Genomic DNA, 18,808 nt, shown 5'->3' on the forward strand with positions numbered 1-18,808 from the left:
CTCAGCCCCACCGGGACGAACTGCACCAGCGTGCTGTGGTCTCCGGCCACGCCCAGCGCGCCGTAGGTGGCGTCGACCAGCCTGGTGGCGGTCTCCACGATCCGGCGCAGCACGGTCTCCAGGTCCAGGTCGCTGCCCACCGCGACCACTGCCTCCAGCAGCGCGTGCACCCGGTCGCGGGTGGCCAGCACCGCCTCCAGACGCCCCTGCAACTCCGACAGCAACTCGTCCAGCCGCATGTTCGGGATCAGGGAACGCGGCTCCTTTTCCGTCATAGGGCGAAGTCTCGCATCCGGCGGCGCCGACGCCCACCCCGCGCCGGAGATCGTCCGCGTCCGCCCCGCCGCTCGCCACCGTGGTGTCGGCTCCGCTCGTGCGGCGGGAGCGACCACACATGTCGTGAAAGCCCTGCTCGACCCCGTCGGCCCGATGGCCCGCCGTCCGTCTCCGGACCGCCGCGAGGACCGCCGGCGGCTCCTGGACGCCGTGCATCGGGACGGCTTCGCGACGGGCTACCGGGGACAGCGCATCGCCAAGTCCGGCCGCCGGTTCTGGATCGAGGACGTGACGATGTGGAACCTGGTGGACGGGGACGGCGTACTCGTGGGCCAGGCGGCGACCTTCCAGCGCTGGCGAGACGCCTGACATCCCGTACGGCGAAACCGAGCGAAGACCGCACCGAACAGGTGCCGGCCCAGGTACCGGAAACCGGGCCACCCGCCTCGTGAGTGACCAATGATGCTCGAGTAATAGTGATCCAAGCCGCGAAATGTGAAGATTGCAGTCGTTTGTCCCCGAGCGATAGGTGAAAGCATGACAGGCGATCGCGCGCGCAGAGCTCTGGTGGTCCGGGGCGGCTGGGAAGGGCACGACCCGGTGGCCGCCACCGAACTCTTCGTTCCCTTTCTCCAGGAGCACGGGTTCGAGGTGCATCGGGCGGACTCCCCCGCGCCGTACGCCGACCCCGCGTTCATGTCCGGTGTCGACCTCATCGTGCAGTGCTACACCATGGGCACGATCGAGCCGGCCGAGATGCGCGGGCTCGAGGCCGCGATCCGCGCCGGTACCGGAATGGCCGGCTGGCACGGCGGCATCGCCGACGCCTTCCGCGGCTGCTCAGAGTACCTGCACCTCATCGGCGGGCAGTTCGCCTGCCACCCCGGCAAGGACCCGGCCGAGCAGGACGGCTCGCAGGCCGACTACTTCGTCCCGTACACCGTCACCATGCTGCCCGAGGCCGCGACCCACCCGATCACCGCGGGCATCGCCGACTTCGACCTCGTCACCGAGCAGTACTGGGTGCTGACCGACGAGTACATCGACGTGCTGGCCACCACGACCCAGAAGGTCCGCCCGTGGGACCCCTGGCACAGGGAGGTCACCTCACCGGCGATCTGGACCCGCGGCTGGGGCGACGGAAAGATCTTCGTCGCAACACCCGGACACGACCTCGGCGTCCTGCGCGACCACAGCGTGCGCACCGTCATCGAAAGGGGGATGCTGTGGGCCGGCCGGTGAACGTCGGCGTCGTCGGGTGCGGGTTCATCTTCGGCCAGTACGTCCGGAGCATCGAACGGCTGCCGGAGCTGCGGCTCGTCGCCGTGGCCGATCTCGACCCCGAACGGGCGAAGGAGGCGGTGCGGGGATATCCGGAGGTCGAGGTGCTGAGCGTGGCGGAGCTCATGGCCGATCCGCGCGTCGACGTCGTGCTGAACCTGACCGTCCCCGCCGCGCACGCCGAGATCACGCTGCAGGCCGTCGCGTCCGGCAAGGACGTCTACTCGGAAAAGCCCCTCGCCGCGACCACCGCCGACGCCGCGCGGGTGCTGCGCGCGGCCGCCGAGGCCGGAGTACGGGTGGGCTGCGCGCCGGACACCGTGCTCGGCACCGGCACACAGACCGCGCGCAAGGCGATCGACGACGGCCTGATCGGCAGGCCGGTCGCGGCGACCGCGATCATGCTGACGCCCGGCCACGAGGGCTGGCACCCCAATCCCGACTTCTACTACGCCCCCGGCGGCGGCCCGCTCATGGACATGGGCCCGTACTACATCACCAGCCTGGTCACGCTGCTCGGGCCGGTGACGACGGTCATCGGCGCCGCCAGCCGCACCCGGGCCCGGCGGACCATCGCCACCGGCCCCCGTCGCGGCGAGGAGATCCCGGTCGCCGTCGACACCCACGTCACCGGCGTGCTGGTCCACGCGTCGGGGGCGCTGTCAACGCTGGTGATGGGCTTCGAGGGAGCGGCCACCGGTGCGCCCCCCATCGAGGTGCACGGGGAACGAGGCTCGCTCTCCGTCCCCGATCCGAACCACTTCGACGGCTCCGTGCTGCTGGCGAGGATGGGCGAAGAGGACTGGGAGACCCTCCCCGCCGCGGCCGGCCACGTCGGGGCCGGGCGCGGCGTGGGCCTCGCCGATCTCGTCACGACCCCGGCGGGCCGGGAGTCGCGCGCGGGCGCGACGCTGGCGTACCACGTGCTCGACATCATGGAGTGCCTGCTGTCCTCGGCGCACTCCAGAACGGCGGTGACCGTCACCAGCACCTGTGAGCGGCCCCAGCCCGTGACCTTCCGCCCCGCCCCGCGATGAGCCGCACGCCTTGACAGGGCCATCCGCACGTGGATCGCGTCGTCGCGGCCGTACCCGGCCCCGTGCGGCTGTGGTTCCCGCGCCGTGCCCGGTGACAGCCGGCCACCCGCCGGTGACCTGCGAGCGTGGCTTTCTTGGCCGAGTCGATCCGTCGAAGAGGCGGTACCCCGACCGATGCCGGGGTACCGCCTCTCACACGCCGTCCGCTGCCAGAAGGGGCGGGCCATGCCGGCACGCGCGCCCGCCGCCGGATCCGCGCCGAGGTGCGCCGCCGCCGCGAGCGGACCTGCCAGGGCCTGCTGGACGGCGTCGGCTGACGTTCGAGGCCGCGGACAAGCCGGCGTCGCATGTCTCGGCCGCCTGCCGGTGTCGTGTGAAACGAGCTGCGGGACGGGATCGGAGGCTTCCCGAACAGCCGGCGCTCCTGGCTGTGGCGATCGGTGAGAATCGGAGGCATTCAAGGTGATCGGGTGGAAGACGCCACTGCGGCGGCGGGGTGTTTCCGGTGACATGTGGCGTACGCGGCTGTGGCCGCTTCCCACCGCAGGAGTGATCGTCGCGGGTTTGCTCGGCGTGGGACTTCCGCTCGTCGACGCCCATCTGATCGGCGGGCTTCCCGGTCAGGTGACCGTCTTCCTGTTCAGCGGCGGGCCGGAGGCGGCGCGTACGGTACTGTCGGTGATCGCGAGCTCACTGATCACCGTGACCTCGTTGACCTTCTCCCTGACCGTGGTGACGTTGCAACTCGCCAGCAGTCAGTACTCCCCCCGCCTGCTGCGGACCTTCGCCCAGGACCGCTTCGTCCACGTCACGCTGGCGTTGCTGCTGTCCACGTTCACGTACGCGGTGACGGTGCTGCGTACGGTGCGCGCCTCGCTGGACGATCAGAGCGCCTTCGTGCCGCAGCTATCGGTGACCGTGGCCTATCTGCTGGCACTGACGAGCGTGATCGGGCTGGTGGTGTTCCTGGCGCATCTGGCCCGGCAGATCCGGGTGGAGTCGCTGCTGCGCAGCGTGCACGCGGAGGCCAAGGCGACGATGCACCGCTGCACCGACGCGGGCGGGCAGCCGGTCTCCGACGTCCCGGCGACCCCGGCGACCCCGGCGACCCCGGCGACCGGGACGACGCTCCTACGCTCCGGCTCGTCGGGCTTTCTCACCTCGGTCGACGAAGCCGCCCTGCTGCGCGCCGCCGTCGACGCCGACGCCGTGGTCGTCGTCGATCGCCTCCCGGGGGACTGGCTCACCGCCGGTACGCCGGTCGCCGTGGCGTGGGCCCTGCGGAGCGGCACGGCCGTCTTGGACCGAGAGGCCACGACCGTGCTGTCGGAATGCGTGGCACAGGCGGTCCAGACCGGGTTCGAGCGCACCGCGGCGCAGGACATCGCGTTCGGCCTGCGGCAGATCACCGATGTCGTGGTCAAGGCGCTGTCACCCGGAATCAACGACCCGACCACGGCGGTGCACGCCCTCGGTCACGCCGCCGCGCTGCTGTGCGAGGTGGCCGACAGAGATCTCGGCCCGATCCTGCTGCGGGACGACTCCGGCACCGTGCGCGTGGTCGTGCGGCGACCGGATTTTCCCGCGCTTCTCGACCTGGCTCTCACCCAGCCCCGCCGTTACGGCGCCACCGATCCCGACGTGCTGGAGCGGCTGTTCACGCTGCTGCGGGAGGTCGCCTGGACCACCCGCCGGGCCGAGCACCGGGTGGCCGTACGCGAGCAGTTGCGACGACTGCGCGCCGCCGCGGGCCTGCAGAACCACGACCGGGTCGAGGGGAGGCGGGTGGAGATCTTGGCCTGGTCGGTGCAGGAGGCTCTGGCCGGCCGCTGGCCGACCGGCGATCCCGTCCGGCCGCTCACCACGTGATCGGATCCTGCACGGCTCGATGGGAGGACCCGTATGCGATGACCGATCGAGCCGGTCGGGGACGCCGGGCCTTGCCCGGACCCGGCCGTCCACGGCGCGTCCTTCGGCCGGCGGGTTCACTCGCCGTTGATCCGGTTCGGCCTGGCCCGAGGTTTGTCCTGCGGTTACCTGCACAGGAAGAGGGGAGTGATGTACAACCGGCGGATGGAGCCTCGGATGAATTCCTCCCAGCAGGTCCTTCGGTCGCTGCCGTTCGTCATCATGGCGGCGGTGGCAGTGATCGATCTACTCGCCGGCCCCACTCTCGGCTTTCTGCCGCTGCTCACGCTGGGCCCCACCTTCGCCTCGGTTTCCGGCAGCATCCGTCGTACCGCTGTGGTGGGGCTGATCGCGCTCGCCATCTGCGTCCCGCTGGCCCATTACAACGGTCTGCTGCTCACCTGGCAGAACAACCTCACCATCGCGACGATCATCGGCATCACCGGGGCCAGCATGCTGGCCGGCCACCTGCGCCTGCAGCGCGAGCGTGAACTCGCCAACGTCAGGCTGGTCGCCGAGGCCGCCCAGCGAGTGCTGTTGCGTCCGGTACCGCGCAGAGCCGGCGACCTGCGGGTGGCGCTGTCCTACGCCTCGGCCGCAGCGGAGGCGCGCATCGGCGGTGACCTGTACGAGGTCGTCACGACGCCGAACGGGGTGCGGCTGCTCATCGGCGACGTGCAGGGCAAGGGCCTGGAGGCGGTGGAGACCGCCGCCTGGGTGCTGGGCGCCTTCCGCGAGGCCGCCTACGACGAAACCGATCTGTCCGTGGTCGGTGAGCGGCTGGAGATCAGCCTAGACCGGCACCTGGGCGGTGAGAGATTCGTCACCGCGATCCTCGCCGAGGTCCACGACGGTGAGATCTCGCTGCTCAACTTCGGCCACCCCCCGCCCCTGATCCTCTGCCATGACGGACGAGTCCTCCTCGCGGAGCCGTACGAGGAAGGGCTGCCTCTCGGCCTGGCGTCGCTGGGATCGCCCATGCCCAAACCGCAGCGGTTCCCGTTCGGCGACGGCGATCAGATCCTCTTCTACACCGACGGTGTCATCGAGGCCCGCGACGAGGCCCGGGCCTTCTACCCGCTGACCGAGCGAGTCCACCTGCTGGCGGCGGCCGATCCGCAGAACGCGCTGGACGAACTGCGGGCCGACCTGCTGAACCACGTCGGCGGACCCCTGCTCGACGACGCCGCGATGCTGCTGGTGCGCAGACATCACGCCTGACCCTCTCGCCCACCTTTCTTTGCACTATGCAAACATGATGTGCCACAGGCGTTGAGACAGGATCGAAGCCGGTCCCGTCAGTGCCCGCCGAGGGCTCACCACGCTGCGTCTCCACGTTCAGGCAGGGAAGGGCGATGCACGAATGGCACAGGCACATCCGCATGAGTTCGGTGCTTTTTCGGTGCTCACGGGATTGCGAGGCGCCACCGTCATCGTGCGGCCGTCAGGCGAGCTTGACATGTCCACCGCCGCCTACTTCCACACTCGCCTGAGACAGGCTATGGCGTTCAACACCCCGCCCCGCGTCGTGGTGGACGCCGAAGACCTTGCCTTCTGTGACTCCTCCGGCCTGAGTGTCCTGGTGGCCGCACTGCGGGAGATCGAGGCCGCCGGCGGCCGGTTCGTGCTGAGTGGCCTCAACGCCAGGCTTTTGCGCATCCTGAAGATCACGGGTCTGGACAGGAAACTACAGGTCTACCGCACGGTCGACGAGGCGGCCGCGCATCTCGCGGCGACCCCGTGATCAGGGGAAAGCCGGTGCAACGCCGCCTCCTGGGGCCGCTGCTCGAGGTCGATCGGCTGGAGTCCATCGTTTCGGCACCACGTCGCCGGCCTGCTGGCCGCAGCGCTTTCCGGCCGACCTGCGCCCGGCCTTCGCCGGCCGCTTTCCCCACCGGGCTCCCTGAGCCCGCAGGGTGCGACGCCGTCCCGGGGCGGGGCACGTTTGCACGATGCAATGGCGTAGGTGCGGCGTGCACCGTGTAAAAACAGTGCTTATGGTGGAACAGCAGGTGGATCAGCTGAACGGTGACGACCTCTCCGCGGTCACCTCGGCGGTTCTCACGGGGTCACGGCTCCTGGTCGCCATCGCCGCCCGTTCCCTCGGCGCGGTCGAGGACAGGGTCACGCTGCCGCAGTTCCGCATGCTCGTGGTCCTGGCGGGTCACGGGGAGACCAAGCTCGTCACACTGGCCGAGCGGCTCAACGTCAACCCCTCGACGGCGATGCGAATGGCCGATCGCCTCGTCTCCTCGCAACTGATCGTGCGTGAGGTCAACCCGCTCAACCGGCGCGAGAGCCTGATCCGCCTCACCCCGCAGGGGCGGCACATCGTCGACGAGGTCACGGCGCATCGCCGCGAGGAGATCGCCGCCATCGTCTCGTGCATGTCCCCTGAGCAGTGCCGCTCGCTGATCTCGGCGATGACCGCCTTCAACCAGGCGGGAGGCGAACCACCCGCAGACCATGCCCATCCTCTCGGCTGGCCCGATACGTAGACCACCAAGAGCGTTCGGGACGTCGCGGCTCGACCGGCGGCTCACGAGGGATCGGTCATCTGCCGAGATACAGATCGGCGATGGCCTCGCCCACCGTGGCGCGCATCTCGAACACGGCGTCCAATCCTCTCCTGGCAAGGAGGACGCGGAGCGTGTCACCGGCACCACTGATGATCATGCGTCCGTCCGAGGCACGCGCGTGACGGTCGGCACCCAGCAGCACGGCCAGCCCGAAGGAGTCCGCGAACTCGAGGGCGCTGACATCGGTGACCAGCCAGGCCGGGTAGCGGGCGGCGAGCGCCCGGGCGAGCTTCTCCTGCAGGAGGGTGCAACCGGCCTGTTCCAGACGGCCTTCGAGAAGGACGACCGCGTAGTGGCCGTCCAGCACGAGTTCCACGGCAAAGGCCCGCTCGGGAGCCGAACACCGCTCCTGGCTCTCCGGCTCCCGCTCGGAGTCGCGGGACAGGGAAAGATCGGCTGAGGCTGTGTCGTCAGGACGGCGCCGATCACTGGAAGAGCCGAGCATCGGGCGCCCCTTCTGGTCCATGTCTTACGACAACATGCCGACCAGACTTCCCGGCGCTCCGGTTGCACCGTATCAGATTGTTCCTCTATGCAACGTTTGGCCTGTGCATGGTTCGTAAGCTCCGGACCGGCCTCGCGGGCGGGATCCGGGCAGCCGGGAGCTCGCCCCACCGAGAAAGCGGCGTGGTTCTCCATCGGTTTGCCCGTTCTGCTATTTCACAATATTGTGAAATAGCTTTCTAGTTGTGAAGGAGAGAGTTACATGGAGGAGCCGGCGGGCATGGCGCGCGAGGCGGATCGCGAGGAGGTGCTGGGCTGGGTCGAGCGGGTGGCGATGTTCCTCACCGCTGATGGTCTGCCACCGGTCGCGGGACGCGTTCTGGGCTGGCTGATGATCTGCGATCCGCCCGAGCAGTCGGCCGGGCAGATCAGCCAGGCCATCGGGGCCAGCCGCGCGGCCCTGACCACGAACATGCGGGTGCTGCTGACCATGGGATTCGTCAGCCGGCGCACCAGGCCCGGCGAGCGCACCGCCTACTACCGGGTGGAGGAAGGTGCCTGGGAGAAGGTCGTACGGCGGCAGATCGCGACCCTGACCGCGTTTCGCGAGGTCGCCGGTGACGGCATGGACCTGATCGGCCCGGGCACCGCGCGGGCCGCGCGGATCCGCGAGGCACATCACATCTTCAGCTGGATGGCGAAGGTGTTCGACGACGCACCGCCCCCCACCCACACCGAGGAGAGCTGACATGCCCAAGAACGCCTTGGTGATCGGCGGCGGCATCGGCGGTCTGGCCGCCGCCGTCGGGCTGCGACGCATCGGATGGACGGCGACCGTGCTGGAGCGCAGGCCCGAACTCGGGGAGGTCGGCGCCGGCATGTCGCAGTCGCCCAACGCCCTGCGCGCCCTGGCCGAACTCGGTGTCGCCGATGAGGCGCGGGCCGCCGGTGTGCCGTTTCACGGTGTGTTCAACCTGCGCACCCCCTCCGGCGGCCACATCGTCCGTGCGCTGCCCGGCACCACCAGCCCGCTGCTCGGCTTCCACCGCGCCGACCTGCACCGGGTGCTCATGGACGCGGTGCCCGCCGAATGGGTGCGCACCGGCGCGCAGGTGACCGCTGTTCGGCAGGGCGCGGATGAGGTCACGGTGAGCTGCGGTGCCCAGGAATGGACGGCCGATCTGGTCGTGGCGGCCGACGGAGTGCGCAGCACGGTGCGGCATCTGCTGTGGCCCGAGGCGCCCGGCCCGCGGTTCTGGGGAAACACGGTCTGGCGGGGCATCGCCCACGCCGACGGCATCGACGCCGGTATGACCCTGGGCCGCGGCCAGTACTTCCTGGCCATGCCTGTCGGACGCGGCCGGGTGTACTGGGCGCTGGGCGCCCGCGCCGACCGGCCCGCGGTGCGCTACGACGACGAACTCGCCGAAGTGCGCCGCCGCGTCCACCGCTGGCACGACCCGATCCCTCGCCTGCTGGACGCGACAGCGCCCGAGGCGGTCCTGCACCACGACATCACCGACCTGGACCCCCTGAGCGGCTACGTGCGCGGAAGGGTGGTCCTGCTCGGCGACGCCGCTCACGCGATGCACCCCGACATGGCCCAGGGCGCCGCCCAAGCGCTGGAGGACGCCGTCGTGCTCGCCGCCGCCCTCGCCGAGACAGCCGACGACGTCCCCGCGGCGCTGGCCCGCTACGACGGGCAACGACGCCCCCGCACCCAGACCATCGTCGAACAGGCGCGCGCGAAAGGCCTGGAATCGACCTCGGGCAACGCCGTCAGCTACCACCTGCGAACGCTTGCCCTGCGCATGGTCCCGTCGTCGCGCTGGCCCGCCCTGGCCGCCCGGGCCCTGGCCCCGGTCTGGGACTGGACACCACCGCGGCTCTCCCGCTAGGGGGAGCACGCCGACCTGGGCCGGGCGCCACCGGTTCTTTCACCAGGCCCAGGACGGGCCGCCGACGGCGTTCTGGGACATCACCCACAGCCGCTCACGGGCGGTGGCATCGTAGGCGAAGGCGGGGGCGTCGACCGGCCTGAGCTTTTCGTCCAGGTAGACGCCGCGCAGCGCGGATCTGCCCTGTGCCGCGGTCTCGGAGTGCTCCTGCCAGGTGGTCGTTCGGGTGGCCAGTGCCGCGTAGGTCTCACCCAGGCGCTCCGCGGGGATCGCGAGCCGGTTCTTGGGCGCGTACAGCGCTCGCAGGGCCCACGGCAGGGCGGCGACGCGGTCGGCGTCGAGCCGTACGGCGGGTACGCGGACGCAGGCGACGTCCAGGGTGCCACGGGCCCGCAGGGCCAGCGAATAAGCGGTCATGATCTGGGCCAGTTTGGCGTGGTAGTAGGCCCTGGTCGGGCTGTACCAGCCGGGGTCGTCGAGCTGGTCGAAGCGGATCGCGATGCGCGGCATGGTGATCAGCCCCTTGCTCGCGACGTTGATCACCCGGGGACGGGGTGCGGCGGCGAGCAGCGGGCTGAGGCGCGCGGTGAGCTGGAAGGGGCCCAGGTGGTTGGTCGCCCAGAACAGTTCGTGGCCGGAGGCGGTGAACGCGGGCCTGCGCATGGCCTGGTCGAACACCGCGGCGTTGTTGATCAGGACGTCGAGGTGACCGGTCCGGCGGGAGATGTGATCGGCTGCCGCGGCGACCGACTCGGGGGCCGACAGGTCGGCCGTGACAAGGGTTGCGGGGTGTGCGGCGCCGGCGTTGATCGTTTCCAGCGCGACGCGGCCCCGGTGCGGGTGGCGGCACAGGGCAAGAATCCGATGGCCCTGTGCCGCCAGCCGTTGTGCCGCCCGCAGGCCGATCCCGGAGTTGGCACCCGTGATCGCGATGGTGAGGGGTTCGAAGGCAGACATGCGACGACTCTAATTGTTCGGAACGTTCCGAACAACATAGAATGTTCGCATGGCGACCGTTGAGGAGTTCGTGGAGAGCGCAGGGTTGTACTTCGAGCGGCTGGGGCTCAGCCGCACGTCCGGCCGCGTGGTCGGATGCCTGCTCGCCGCCACCGGCGAAGCCGCCGACGCCCCCGGGCTGTGCGAGAGGCTCGGCGTGGCGAAGAGCAGCATGAGTGTGGCCCTGCGCCAGCTGGAGCAGGGCGGGCTCGTCGAGCGCTACCGCCCTCCGCGGGCGCGGCGAGATCACTACCGGCTTGCCGAGGACGTCTTCGGCCGCGCGTTCCGAGCGAAGATGGCCGAGTTCACCGCTTTCGCCGAGCTGGCCGGGCAAGGCCTCGACGCGGTGGGCGACCACCCCGCCGCCCGGGCTCGCCTTGAACTCATGCGTGACATGTACGGGTTCATGGCACGGGAGTTCCCCGCGCTCCTCGACCGATGGGATGCCGAAAGAGCCGGCCGCGCGCATCGGCCGGACGACGGCGCTCATCCCTGATCGAGATCATTCCTTCCGGGCCGCTCGGGGGTGAGCAGGCCGGCTTGGCGATTTTACGGATGGACGGCGTATCGGCGGGCTTGTGGGGTTGTTAAGGTGTGCGGCGGTGCGCCGGGAAGTCTGGTCGGCAGTTCTTTTCGCATGTCCCCCTACCGGACCGGAGCCCGCCGATGAACCTGCTGCTCGCCTTCTCCGCGCTGTTGCTGCTCGCGGTCCTGATCTCCAGCCTGGCCAACCGGACGATCCTGTCGACCGCGGCGCTGTTCCTGCTGGCGGGATTCGTCCTGGGTGACGGGGTCAGCGGCCTCATCCCGCTGACCCCCGACGATCCGGTGGTGGCCACGCTGGCCGAGCTGGCACTGTTCGCGGTGCTGTTCACCGACGGCATGCGGGTGGGCTGGGCCGACCTGCGCAGCGCCTGGCGGCTGCCCGGCCGGGCGCTGGGCTGGGGCCTGCCGCTCACCCTGGTCATCACCGCGCTGGCGGCGCACTACCTCATCGGGCTGGGCTGGATCGAGTCGCTGCTCATCGGGGCGATCCTGGCACCCACCGACCCGGTGTTCGCCGCCGCGCTGGTCGGCAACGAACGGGTGCCACCTCGGCTGCGCCAGCTGCTGAACGTGGAATCCGGCGTCAACGACGGCCTGGCCCTGCCGTTCGTCATGGTGTTCCTCGCCGTCGCGGCCGGCTCGGCCGACCTGCACCTGGGCGAGCTGACCCTGGAGCTGGGCCTGGGCGTGCTGATCGGCGTCGCGGTGCCGTGGGCGGCCATCATGCTGGAGCGCACCCGCTGGTTCTCGGCCTCCCACCACTACGAGCCGCTCAACGCGGTGGCCATCGGCCTGCTGGTGCTGGCCCTGGGCAAGGCCACCCACGGCAACCTGTTCCTCGCCGCGTTCTCCGCCGGGATCACCGTGGCGACCTTCGGCGAGCGCCAGCGCGAGTCTTTCGAGCAGTTCGGCGAGCTCGTCGCCGAGTTGCTCAAGCTGGCCGCGCTGCTGGTCTTCGGCGTGCTCATCTCCCCGGCCCTGCTGGCCTCGGTGGGCTGGCAGGGCTGGCTGTTCGCGATCCTGGCCCTGGTGCTGGCCCGCCCGCTGGCCATCTGGCTGTCCTTCCTTCGCTCCGGGCTCGGCACCCGGGAGGTGGCGGCCGTGATGTGGTTCGGTCCCAAGGGTTTCGCCTCGGTCGTCTACGCCCTGATCGTGCTCAACTCCGCCATCACCGCGGCCGAGCAGGTGTTCACCCTGGTCGCCGTAACCATCGTCGCCTCGATCCTGCTGCACTCCTCCACCGATGTCGTGGTGGCCCGCTGGTTCGACGACGAGGGCGAAACCCCCGCCTGGCACGACACCGCCCGCCGGGTCCGGGCCAAGCTGCGAGGCGGCAGAAAAATCGATGACCCGGCGTAGTTCCGCCTGAACCGTCCTGGCCGGGCTCGGTGCCGGCGTCGCGGCCGGTGAACGTCGTCTTCTCCTCGAGGTTCGCCCCTTTCACGGAGATCCCCCGAGGAGTTCCGCCGCGCGGCACGGCTCACCGATGCGCGCGAACACCGGAATCTCTCGCTGAGCTCACCTCCGGCTCCTGCCGTGAGAGGGCCGATGCGGATCGGCGTGTATGTGCGTACGCATCCCTTGCGGGTCGAACAGGATGAGAAGCTCGACCACGCCGCCGTCAGCGCTGCCCAGCCAGTGCGGCAAGGATGTGTCGAACTCGGCCGCCTCACCGGAGGGCAACGTCAGGTCTCGCTCACCGAGGATGAGCCGCAGGCGTCCGTTGAGCACGTACAGCCATTCGAAGCCGTCATGGGCCTGCGGGGTCGGCACGAGCGGTTCCGGCTGCTCGGGAATGATCATCTTGAACGCCTGTACCCCGCCCGGCCGCCGGGACAGCGGCACGAAGGTCATCCCGAACCTCCGGATCGGCGTGAGGTGGATCCGGGGATCGCCGGTGCGCGGGGCGCCCACAAGGTCGTCCAGCGGAATGTTGTACGTACGGGCCAGCGGCAGCAGCAACTCCAGGGTCGCCCGGCGCTGCCCACTCTCCAGCCGGGACAGGGTGCTCTCCGACACGCCGGTTGTCGTCGCGAGATCGGCGAGGGTGATGCCGCGGTGACGACGCAGCGCGCGAAGCCGCGGCCCCACCGCGTCGAGCACCTCATCCATTTCGTGATCCATGAGGCCATCTTGCCAGAATCGCAAGTTTTCATGCCAGATCGGTGCGCGTCTGGTGAGACTGAACGGACACCGCCGCACGCGGGGCACTGGCTCGTCGAGGAGAACCCCCGGTTCGTCACCGCGGAGCCGATGAGCTTCCTGGGCCGATAAGGTCTCACAGCCACTTCGCACCGGGTGGCCCGGACCTGAGCGGAGGGCCTCATCGGGGGCGGGGCTCGGAGCGTGGCGGAACGAAAACGTACGCTGAGACCGTTTCCCCAGCTCAGAACGGGCGTGCGGGACTGCGACGCGGGGCGGCACGGGCGTGCGTCGGCTCCGCGTCCGCCCAGGCGCCTGATCGGATCGGATCGCAGCGGTCGGGTACGGCAGGGGTTCTTGCGGCAGGGTTGACATCGAAAGGAGGCCTCGTGATCTCAGCGCTCAACCAGCTTGTCGATCTCGTCGAAAAGCACCTCGCCGAGGAGTTCGACGTCCACGAGCTGGCCAGGGAGCTCGGCACGACCGAGTATCACCTGCGCCGGATGTTCTCGTCGTTGGCCGGCATGCCGCTGTCGGAGTATGCGCGCCGCCGCCGCATGACCGTCGCCGCCGCCGACGTCGTCCGGGGCGAGGACGATCTGCTGAGCATCGCCGTCCGGCACGGATACGGCTCGACCGAGGCGTTCGGACGCGCGTTCCGCGCGGTCCACGGCTCCGGCCCCAGTGACGTGCGCCGCGACGGAGGCCCCTTGCGCACACAGCCGCAGCTCAGGTTCCGCCTGACCGTTGAAGGGAGCATTCCCATGGAAACCCGCCTCGTCGACCGCCCCGCGTTCCGGCTGGTCGGACACGCAGCCCGGGTTCCGCTCATCCACCAGGGCATCAATCCGCACATCCAGCAGCACATCACCGCACTGCCGCAGGAGGAGCATCTCCGGCTGAAGGCCCTCGGCGACACCGAACCGGTGGGCCTGCTGCAAGTCTCCGACGACCTCGACCTCGACCCCGACGGCGCGGAGGGGAGCGAACTGACCTACCTGCACGGGGTCGCCGTCTCCCGGGAAACGCCGATCCCCGACGACCTCGACGCCATCGAGGTGCCGGCCGGCATGTGGGCGGTCTTCCGCACCGCCGGACCGCATCCGCAGGCCCTGCAGACGACCTGGGCCGCGACCGCGACCGAGTGGTTCCCCTCCAACCCGTGGCGTCTGCGGCCAGGTCCCTCGATGGTCGCGGTCCTCGAGCGCGCGGATGACTTCAGCACCGCGACATGCGAGCTGTGGCTACCCGTCGAACCGGCGTGACGAACCGCGGAATCGACCCGCGGTAACCTCGCCGGCGCTTACGAGACGGCGGGCCGGGTGGCGCAGGCGATCACCGCGCCGGCTGCCATGCCGGTCGCAACGACACCGCGACGGCTGACATCATTCCGCGTGAGCCGCCGGTGCCTCCTTCGCGCACCTCATGCCTCGAAGCCGGACAGCGCCATCACCGGCCTCACCTCGACCAGGCCCATCGCCGCTTCGGGAATGCGGGCGGCGATCTCGAGTGCACGGTCGATACCGTCGCACTCGACGAGGTAGAAACCGGCCATGAGCTCCTTGGCCTCGGCGAAGGGGCCATCGGTCGCGGTCGTCCGCCCTGCCTCCACGCGCACCCGCCTTCCCGTGGCCGGGTCGGCGAGAGCCTCCGCGACGATCAGTTCCCCGGTCGCGGCCAGCGCCTCGTTAAGGGCGGTGTACGCCTCGAGCCCTTCACGGCGCTGCTCGGCGGGGAGCTGGTTCCACAACTGCCGGGACCCCGGGTTGCTGTAGATCAGAATCACATATTTCACGACAGGTTCCCGGTCCGGAATTCTCTGGTGTGGCGTGTCGAGGATAGTCGCCCGGCTCCGACGTCCCCGGTGAAAGCCCTTCGATCGAGGGCTTCGGGCCCGAGGAGGTCGGGAAGTTGACCGAGCTGAACTATCTGGCGGTCGTGGCGGCCACGGTCACGGCGTTCTTGCTGAGCACTGTCTGGTACATGGGGTTCGGCGCCCGATTGGCGAAGCTGGCCGATGCCTATGCCACCGGGGAGCGGCCGCCGGCCTGGATGGCGATGGCGGAGCTGAGCCGCAGCGCGGTGGTCGCGGTGGTCCTCGCGTGGCTCACCGGCGAGGTGGGCGTGAGCGGGTGGCCCCAGGCGCTCGGGCTGGCATGCGTGTTGTGGATCGGCTTTCCCTGCGTGTTGCTGACCGGCTCGGTGCTGCACGAGAAGGTTCCGTGGCGGCTGGCCGCCGTCCACGCGGGAGATTGGCTGCTCAAGATGGCCGCGATCGCGGTCATCGTCGGGACGTGGAGGTGAGGGCCATGAACGGCCGCACCCGGGAAGCGCTGGACGAGCGGTTCACCTCCGCATGTGATCTTCCACACTTCAGACTATGAAACATTGCATAGTCTGAAAGTTCTTCCCTACGGTTGGCACCGTGACCCCCGTAGAGAGCGCGTACGAGCTCGGCCGCAGAGATCGGAAGAAGCTCGAGACCCGCGCGGCCTTGGAGCACGCCGCTCTGACGCTGGTAGCCGAGCGCGGCTTGGCGGGTGTCACGGTGGAGGACATCGCCGAGGTGGTGGACCTCTCCTCCCGTACGTTCTTCAACAAGTAGTTCATCTCGCGCAGTATGAGATTCCTTGCCGCGTGATTCCGACAGCCCCATGATCGACAAGGCGCCGGATGTCCGTTGAGCTGCCGATTCGCTCCGGAAGACGCCCCCTTGCCGACTGCCCCTCAGTCTTAAAGATCTTGCGCTAGGCACGTCTCGGCGAGGATTATCACTACATGGTCAAGGCGACAGCGCTCCGCGCCGTCGCACGGCGGGGCGCGCCCGCCCGCGCCGCCCGAACATCGGGACCGGACATGCGGCGTGGGCGCCGGTCCCGTCCCGCGCCCGCCCGGCGCGGCCGGCCGGACCCCGCCGCCCGCCGCACAACCCAGCCGCCGCACCGAACGCACCCGCCGCCCATGAACGCGCTGCCGCCCATTTCTCCCGATCATGGATTTGCAGCGAACCTCCGGGGTATTCTGCACAACCGAAGGTTCGCTGCAATTTCCCCGGGATTGACCGCAGATACAGGCTCATTGAGCTGCGACTTTACCTTGGGCTCATCGCCCCTACGAGGGGTCGTAACCGCGCGCACGCGTGATCCCCTCCGATAACTCCGAAGTCCTCATCGCCCCTACGAGGGGTCGCAACACGTCATGCAGGTGAGCTGACATCGGGATAGGCTCGTCCTCATCGCCCCTGCGAGGGGTCACAACAAGTACAGGTCGCAGTTCTCGGAGATGTCTTCCCCGGTCCTCATTGCCCCTGCGAGGGGTCGCAACACGAGCACGACTTTGTGGCCTGCCGCGGCGAGCACTCGTCCTCATCACCCTTGCGAGGGTTCGCAACGGCTGACCCCGGCGGCGCGTGCTCCCCGGATCAGCGCGTCTTTATCGCCCCTACGAGGGGTCGCAACCGGGCTGCGGCCTGTAGACGCGGCGCGGCTCCTGACGCGTCTTCATCGCCCCTACGAGGGGTCGCAACTGGTAATGAGCCCGCGCTCTTGAGCAACTTCGCGTCCTTATCGCCCCTACGAGGGGTCGCAACTCGGACTCACCACTCCACATCGTCGGCGGTCCGCTCGTCCTCATCGCTCCTACGAGGGGTCGCAACACCTTGGCAGGCGCGGCGATGCGGACGTCATGGCCAGGTCCTCATTTCTCCTACGAGGGGTCGCAACTCGTAGACGCCGTCCTCCACGTGGATCACGTCGCCCGTCCTCATCGCCCCTATGAGGGGTCGCAACACGTCATGCAGGTGAGCAGACATCGGGATAGGCTCGTCTTCATCGCCTCTACGAGGGGTCGCAACGTCAGGCTGACGCCTCCGGCGGTCAGGGTGACAAGGCGTCCTCGTCGCCCCTGTGAGGGGTCACAACGCTCTGAGCGCAGTGATCACCCGGTCGCGTAGATGTCCTCATCGTCCCTGTGAGGGGTCGCAACCCGTGCGCATGGGCGCACTCTTCGATGAGGAACTGCATCCTTATTGCCCCTGCGAGGGGTCGCAACGGGATGATGGTGTACGGGCGGGCGCCCGGCGTCTCGGGTCCTCATCGCCCCTACGAGGGGTCGCAACACGACCTCCGTACCTCGGCCCTGGACGACGCGCACGTCTTCATCGCCCCTACGAGGGGTCGCAATAGGTGCACGTCCACCACCTCGATCATCAGGGGATGCGTGTCTTCATCGCCCCTACGAGGGGTCGCAACTATTCCGCGCCCTCACGGACGCCCTTGGAGAGACTGGTCTTCATCGCCCTACGAGGGGTCGCAACGGTCACCCCAGCTCTGTGCGAAGCGCTCCAGGGAGCGTCCTCATCGCCCCTACGAGGGGTCGCAACTTCGTCCACATCGGGACGCCCTTGGGCAGGTCGATCAGTCCTCATCGCCCCTAGGAGGGGTCGCAGCACACCGGCCAGCCGAGTCGCTCGGGTCCTCATCGCCCCTACAAGAGGTCGCAACGCGAGGAGCTGCTCGCCGTGCGCCTCGTCACGGAGTCCTCATCGCCCCTACAAGGAGTCGCAACTTGGTGAGGACGGTCAGCGTGTGCGCGCCGGAGCCACGTTCTCATCGCCCCTGCGAGGGGTCACAACAAGTACAGGTCGCAGTTCTCGGAGATGTCTTCCCCGGTCCTCATTGCCCCTGCGAGGGGTCGCAACACGAGCACGACTTTGTGGCCTGCCACGGCGAGCACTCGTCCTCATCACCCCTGCGAGGGTTCGCAACAAGACGGCCAGCCAGGTCAAGCCCTGGCCATTGCGGGGTCCTCATCGTCCCTACGAGGGGTCGCAACTTGCAGGGGATGTACGCCACCTTCGTGTCGTCATCGTCCTCATCGTCCCTACGAGGGGTCGCAACGCGGCAGCGCTACGGGCTGTGGTGGAAATACGGATGGGTCTCATCGCCCCTGCGAGGGGTCACAACAGATGACATGAGCGGTGAGAACATGACGATCCGGTGTTCTCATCTGCCCCTGAAAGCCGTGACGATCGCACACTTCGGGTTTCACTGTTCGTGGTCGGGGCGATCGACTGCCGCGCCCCTCCTTCGTCGGGACTTGCCACCGAATGACATGGTTACCAGTCAGCGAGAGCGACCTACTCCCGCCGCCTCCACCAGGCACCCTTACGCCAGGGGCGCCAGCCGTTGCGTCAGTCCTCCACAAATGTCCAGGCGAGGTAGCACGTGATGATCAGGAAAATCGGGCCGTTGACGTAATGGTCGACGATCTTCTGTGGATCGGTGATCATCAGGTGTCCCTAGCCTGCCGTAGCCGGTCCAACGCGTCGTTGACCAGGCGACCGAGGTTTCCCAGTTCATGCGCCATCCGGTGACGTTCGTTGTCCTCCCAAGCCCTGATAGCGGCCCCGAGGTTGCCCGGCCTACCGGCAGTGATGATGATCTCTTGGCCGTTGACTCGCTTCGTGGCCGCATCGCCCAGGATGACCCAGCCGTGCATGGTCACGGCCTCCGAGCAGCCAAGATCGGGTCTGTCAATCAAACGGCTCTGTCTCTCTTTCGGTGGTGACGGAACGTCTCCTGCGTCACGGTGAGTCATGGGTGATGTCGACGAGCTGGTGAGTGTCGTGTTCTCGGGCTTATTGCCGCTGGTCGTGGAGTCTGTGGCAGATGAGGGGGAACATATCCGGGTGCGGGCGCGG

General features: G+C 68.9%; 18 protein-coding genes and 1 pseudogene. 14 read left to right on the plus strand and 5 right to left on the minus strand.

What is annotated here, in order from left to right:
* Nucleotides 1-275, minus strand: a pseudogene (locus tag ACTOQ2_RS42965) (histidine kinase); the annotation flags it as partial.
* Nucleotides 276-399: 124 nt separating this feature from the next.
* Between ACTOQ2_RS42965 and ACTOQ2_RS42970 the strand changes: the two are divergent.
* From ACTOQ2_RS42970 to ACTOQ2_RS43000, 7 genes are all read left to right on the plus strand, one after another.
* The gene (locus tag ACTOQ2_RS42970) at nt 400-645 is read left to right on the plus strand and encodes an MEKHLA domain-containing protein (protein WP_440107647.1); all 246 of its coding nucleotides are present in this window, start codon (nt 400-402) and stop codon (nt 643-645) included.
* Nucleotides 646-813: 168 nt separating this feature from the next.
* Nucleotides 814-1,518, plus strand: a complete 705-nt coding sequence (locus ACTOQ2_RS42975; RefSeq protein WP_440107649.1) for a ThuA domain-containing protein — start codon at nt 814-816, stop codon at nt 1,516-1,518.
* The gene (locus ACTOQ2_RS42980) at nt 1,503-2,594 is read left to right on the plus strand and encodes a Gfo/Idh/MocA family protein (RefSeq protein ID WP_440107651.1); all 1,092 of its coding nucleotides are present in this window, start codon (nt 1,503-1,505) and stop codon (nt 2,592-2,594) included. Before ACTOQ2_RS42975 ends, ACTOQ2_RS42980 begins: the two co-directional genes overlap by 16 nt.
* Before the next feature lie 510 nt (nt 2,595-3,104).
* Nucleotides 3,105-4,463 carry a DUF2254 domain-containing protein gene (locus ACTOQ2_RS42985; protein ID WP_440107652.1) on the plus strand — a complete coding sequence of 453 codons (1,359 nt, stop codon included), beginning with the start codon at nt 3,105-3,107 and terminating at the stop codon, nt 4,461-4,463.
* 216 nt (nt 4,464-4,679) lie between these two features.
* Complete coding sequence (locus ACTOQ2_RS42990; RefSeq protein WP_440107654.1) at nt 4,680-5,723, plus strand: PP2C family protein-serine/threonine phosphatase; 1,044 nt, start codon at nt 4,680-4,682, stop codon at nt 5,721-5,723.
* Nucleotides 5,724-5,865: 142 nt separating this feature from the next.
* Nucleotides 5,866-6,246, plus strand: coding sequence for an STAS domain-containing protein (locus ACTOQ2_RS42995; RefSeq protein WP_440107656.1), 381 nt, complete (start codon nt 5,866-5,868; stop codon nt 6,244-6,246).
* A gap of 268 nt (nt 6,247-6,514) precedes the next feature.
* The gene (locus ACTOQ2_RS43000; protein ID WP_440107658.1) at nt 6,515-7,000 is read left to right on the plus strand and encodes a MarR family winged helix-turn-helix transcriptional regulator; all 486 of its coding nucleotides are present in this window, start codon (nt 6,515-6,517) and stop codon (nt 6,998-7,000) included.
* 55 nt (nt 7,001-7,055) lie between these two features.
* Here ACTOQ2_RS43000 and ACTOQ2_RS43005 read toward each other — a convergent pair whose 3' ends face one another.
* Nucleotides 7,056-7,547, minus strand: a complete 492-nt coding sequence (locus tag ACTOQ2_RS43005; protein ID WP_440107660.1) for an STAS domain-containing protein — start codon at nt 7,545-7,547, stop codon at nt 7,056-7,058.
* Between the two features lie 240 nt (nt 7,548-7,787).
* On the opposite strand from ACTOQ2_RS43005, the gene ACTOQ2_RS43010 reads away from it, so the two are divergent.
* On the plus strand, nt 7,788-8,273 hold the full coding sequence (locus tag ACTOQ2_RS43010) for a GbsR/MarR family transcriptional regulator (protein WP_440073527.1): 486 nt from the start codon (nt 7,788-7,790) through the stop codon (nt 8,271-8,273).
* Between the two features lies 1 nt (nt 8,274).
* Nucleotides 8,275-9,423, plus strand: coding sequence for an FAD-dependent monooxygenase (locus ACTOQ2_RS43015; RefSeq protein ID WP_440107662.1), 1,149 nt, complete (start codon nt 8,275-8,277; stop codon nt 9,421-9,423).
* Nucleotides 9,424-9,462: 39 nt separating this feature from the next.
* On the opposite strand, the gene ACTOQ2_RS43020 is transcribed toward ACTOQ2_RS43015, so the two are convergent.
* On the minus strand, nt 9,463-10,380 hold the full coding sequence (locus tag ACTOQ2_RS43020; protein WP_440107664.1) for an SDR family NAD(P)-dependent oxidoreductase: 918 nt from the start codon (nt 10,378-10,380) through the stop codon (nt 9,463-9,465).
* A gap of 49 nt (nt 10,381-10,429) precedes the next feature.
* Here ACTOQ2_RS43020 and ACTOQ2_RS43025 point away from each other — a divergent pair, with 49 nt between their 5' ends.
* Nucleotides 10,430-10,915, plus strand: coding sequence for a GbsR/MarR family transcriptional regulator (locus tag ACTOQ2_RS43025; RefSeq protein WP_440073521.1), 486 nt, complete (start codon nt 10,430-10,432; stop codon nt 10,913-10,915).
* A 170-nt stretch (nt 10,916-11,085) separates the two neighbouring features.
* Nucleotides 11,086-12,324, plus strand: a complete 1,239-nt coding sequence (locus tag ACTOQ2_RS43030; protein WP_440107666.1) for a cation:proton antiporter — start codon at nt 11,086-11,088, stop codon at nt 12,322-12,324.
* Nucleotides 12,325-12,483: 159 nt separating this feature from the next.
* Here ACTOQ2_RS43030 and ACTOQ2_RS43035 read toward each other — a convergent pair whose 3' ends face one another.
* A complete protein-coding gene (locus ACTOQ2_RS43035; protein ID WP_440073517.1) occupies nt 12,484-13,089 on the minus strand; it encodes a helix-turn-helix domain-containing protein in 606 nt (201 codons plus the stop codon).
* Between the two features lie 407 nt (nt 13,090-13,496).
* Between ACTOQ2_RS43035 and ACTOQ2_RS43040 the strand changes: the two genes are divergently transcribed.
* Nucleotides 13,497-14,372 carry an AraC family transcriptional regulator gene (locus ACTOQ2_RS43040; protein ID WP_440107668.1) on the plus strand — a complete coding sequence of 292 codons (876 nt, stop codon included), beginning with the start codon at nt 13,497-13,499 and terminating at the stop codon, nt 14,370-14,372.
* A 158-nt stretch (nt 14,373-14,530) separates the two neighbouring features.
* On the opposite strand, the gene ACTOQ2_RS43045 is transcribed toward ACTOQ2_RS43040, so the two are convergent.
* The gene (locus tag ACTOQ2_RS43045) at nt 14,531-14,902 is read right to left on the minus strand and encodes a YciI family protein (protein WP_440107670.1); all 372 of its coding nucleotides are present in this window, start codon (nt 14,900-14,902) and stop codon (nt 14,531-14,533) included.
* 116 nt (nt 14,903-15,018) lie between these two features.
* Between ACTOQ2_RS43045 and ACTOQ2_RS43050 the strand changes: the two genes are divergently transcribed.
* Both ACTOQ2_RS43050 and ACTOQ2_RS43055 read left to right on the plus strand, forming a co-directional pair.
* Nucleotides 15,019-15,411 (plus strand): DUF1761 domain-containing protein, encoded by a 393-nt coding sequence (locus ACTOQ2_RS43050; protein WP_440107672.1) that lies wholly within the window; start codon nt 15,019-15,021, stop codon nt 15,409-15,411.
* A 121-nt stretch (nt 15,412-15,532) separates the two neighbouring features.
* Entirely contained in the window at nt 15,533-15,712 is a 180-nt protein-coding gene (locus ACTOQ2_RS43055; RefSeq protein WP_440107674.1) for a TetR family transcriptional regulator, read from the plus strand.
* The last annotated feature ends 3,096 nt before the right edge of the window (nt 15,713-18,808 follow it).

The organism is Streptosporangium sp. H16, assembly GCF_051918855.1.
Lineage (GTDB): Bacteria > Actinomycetota > Actinomycetes > Streptosporangiales > Streptosporangiaceae > Streptosporangium.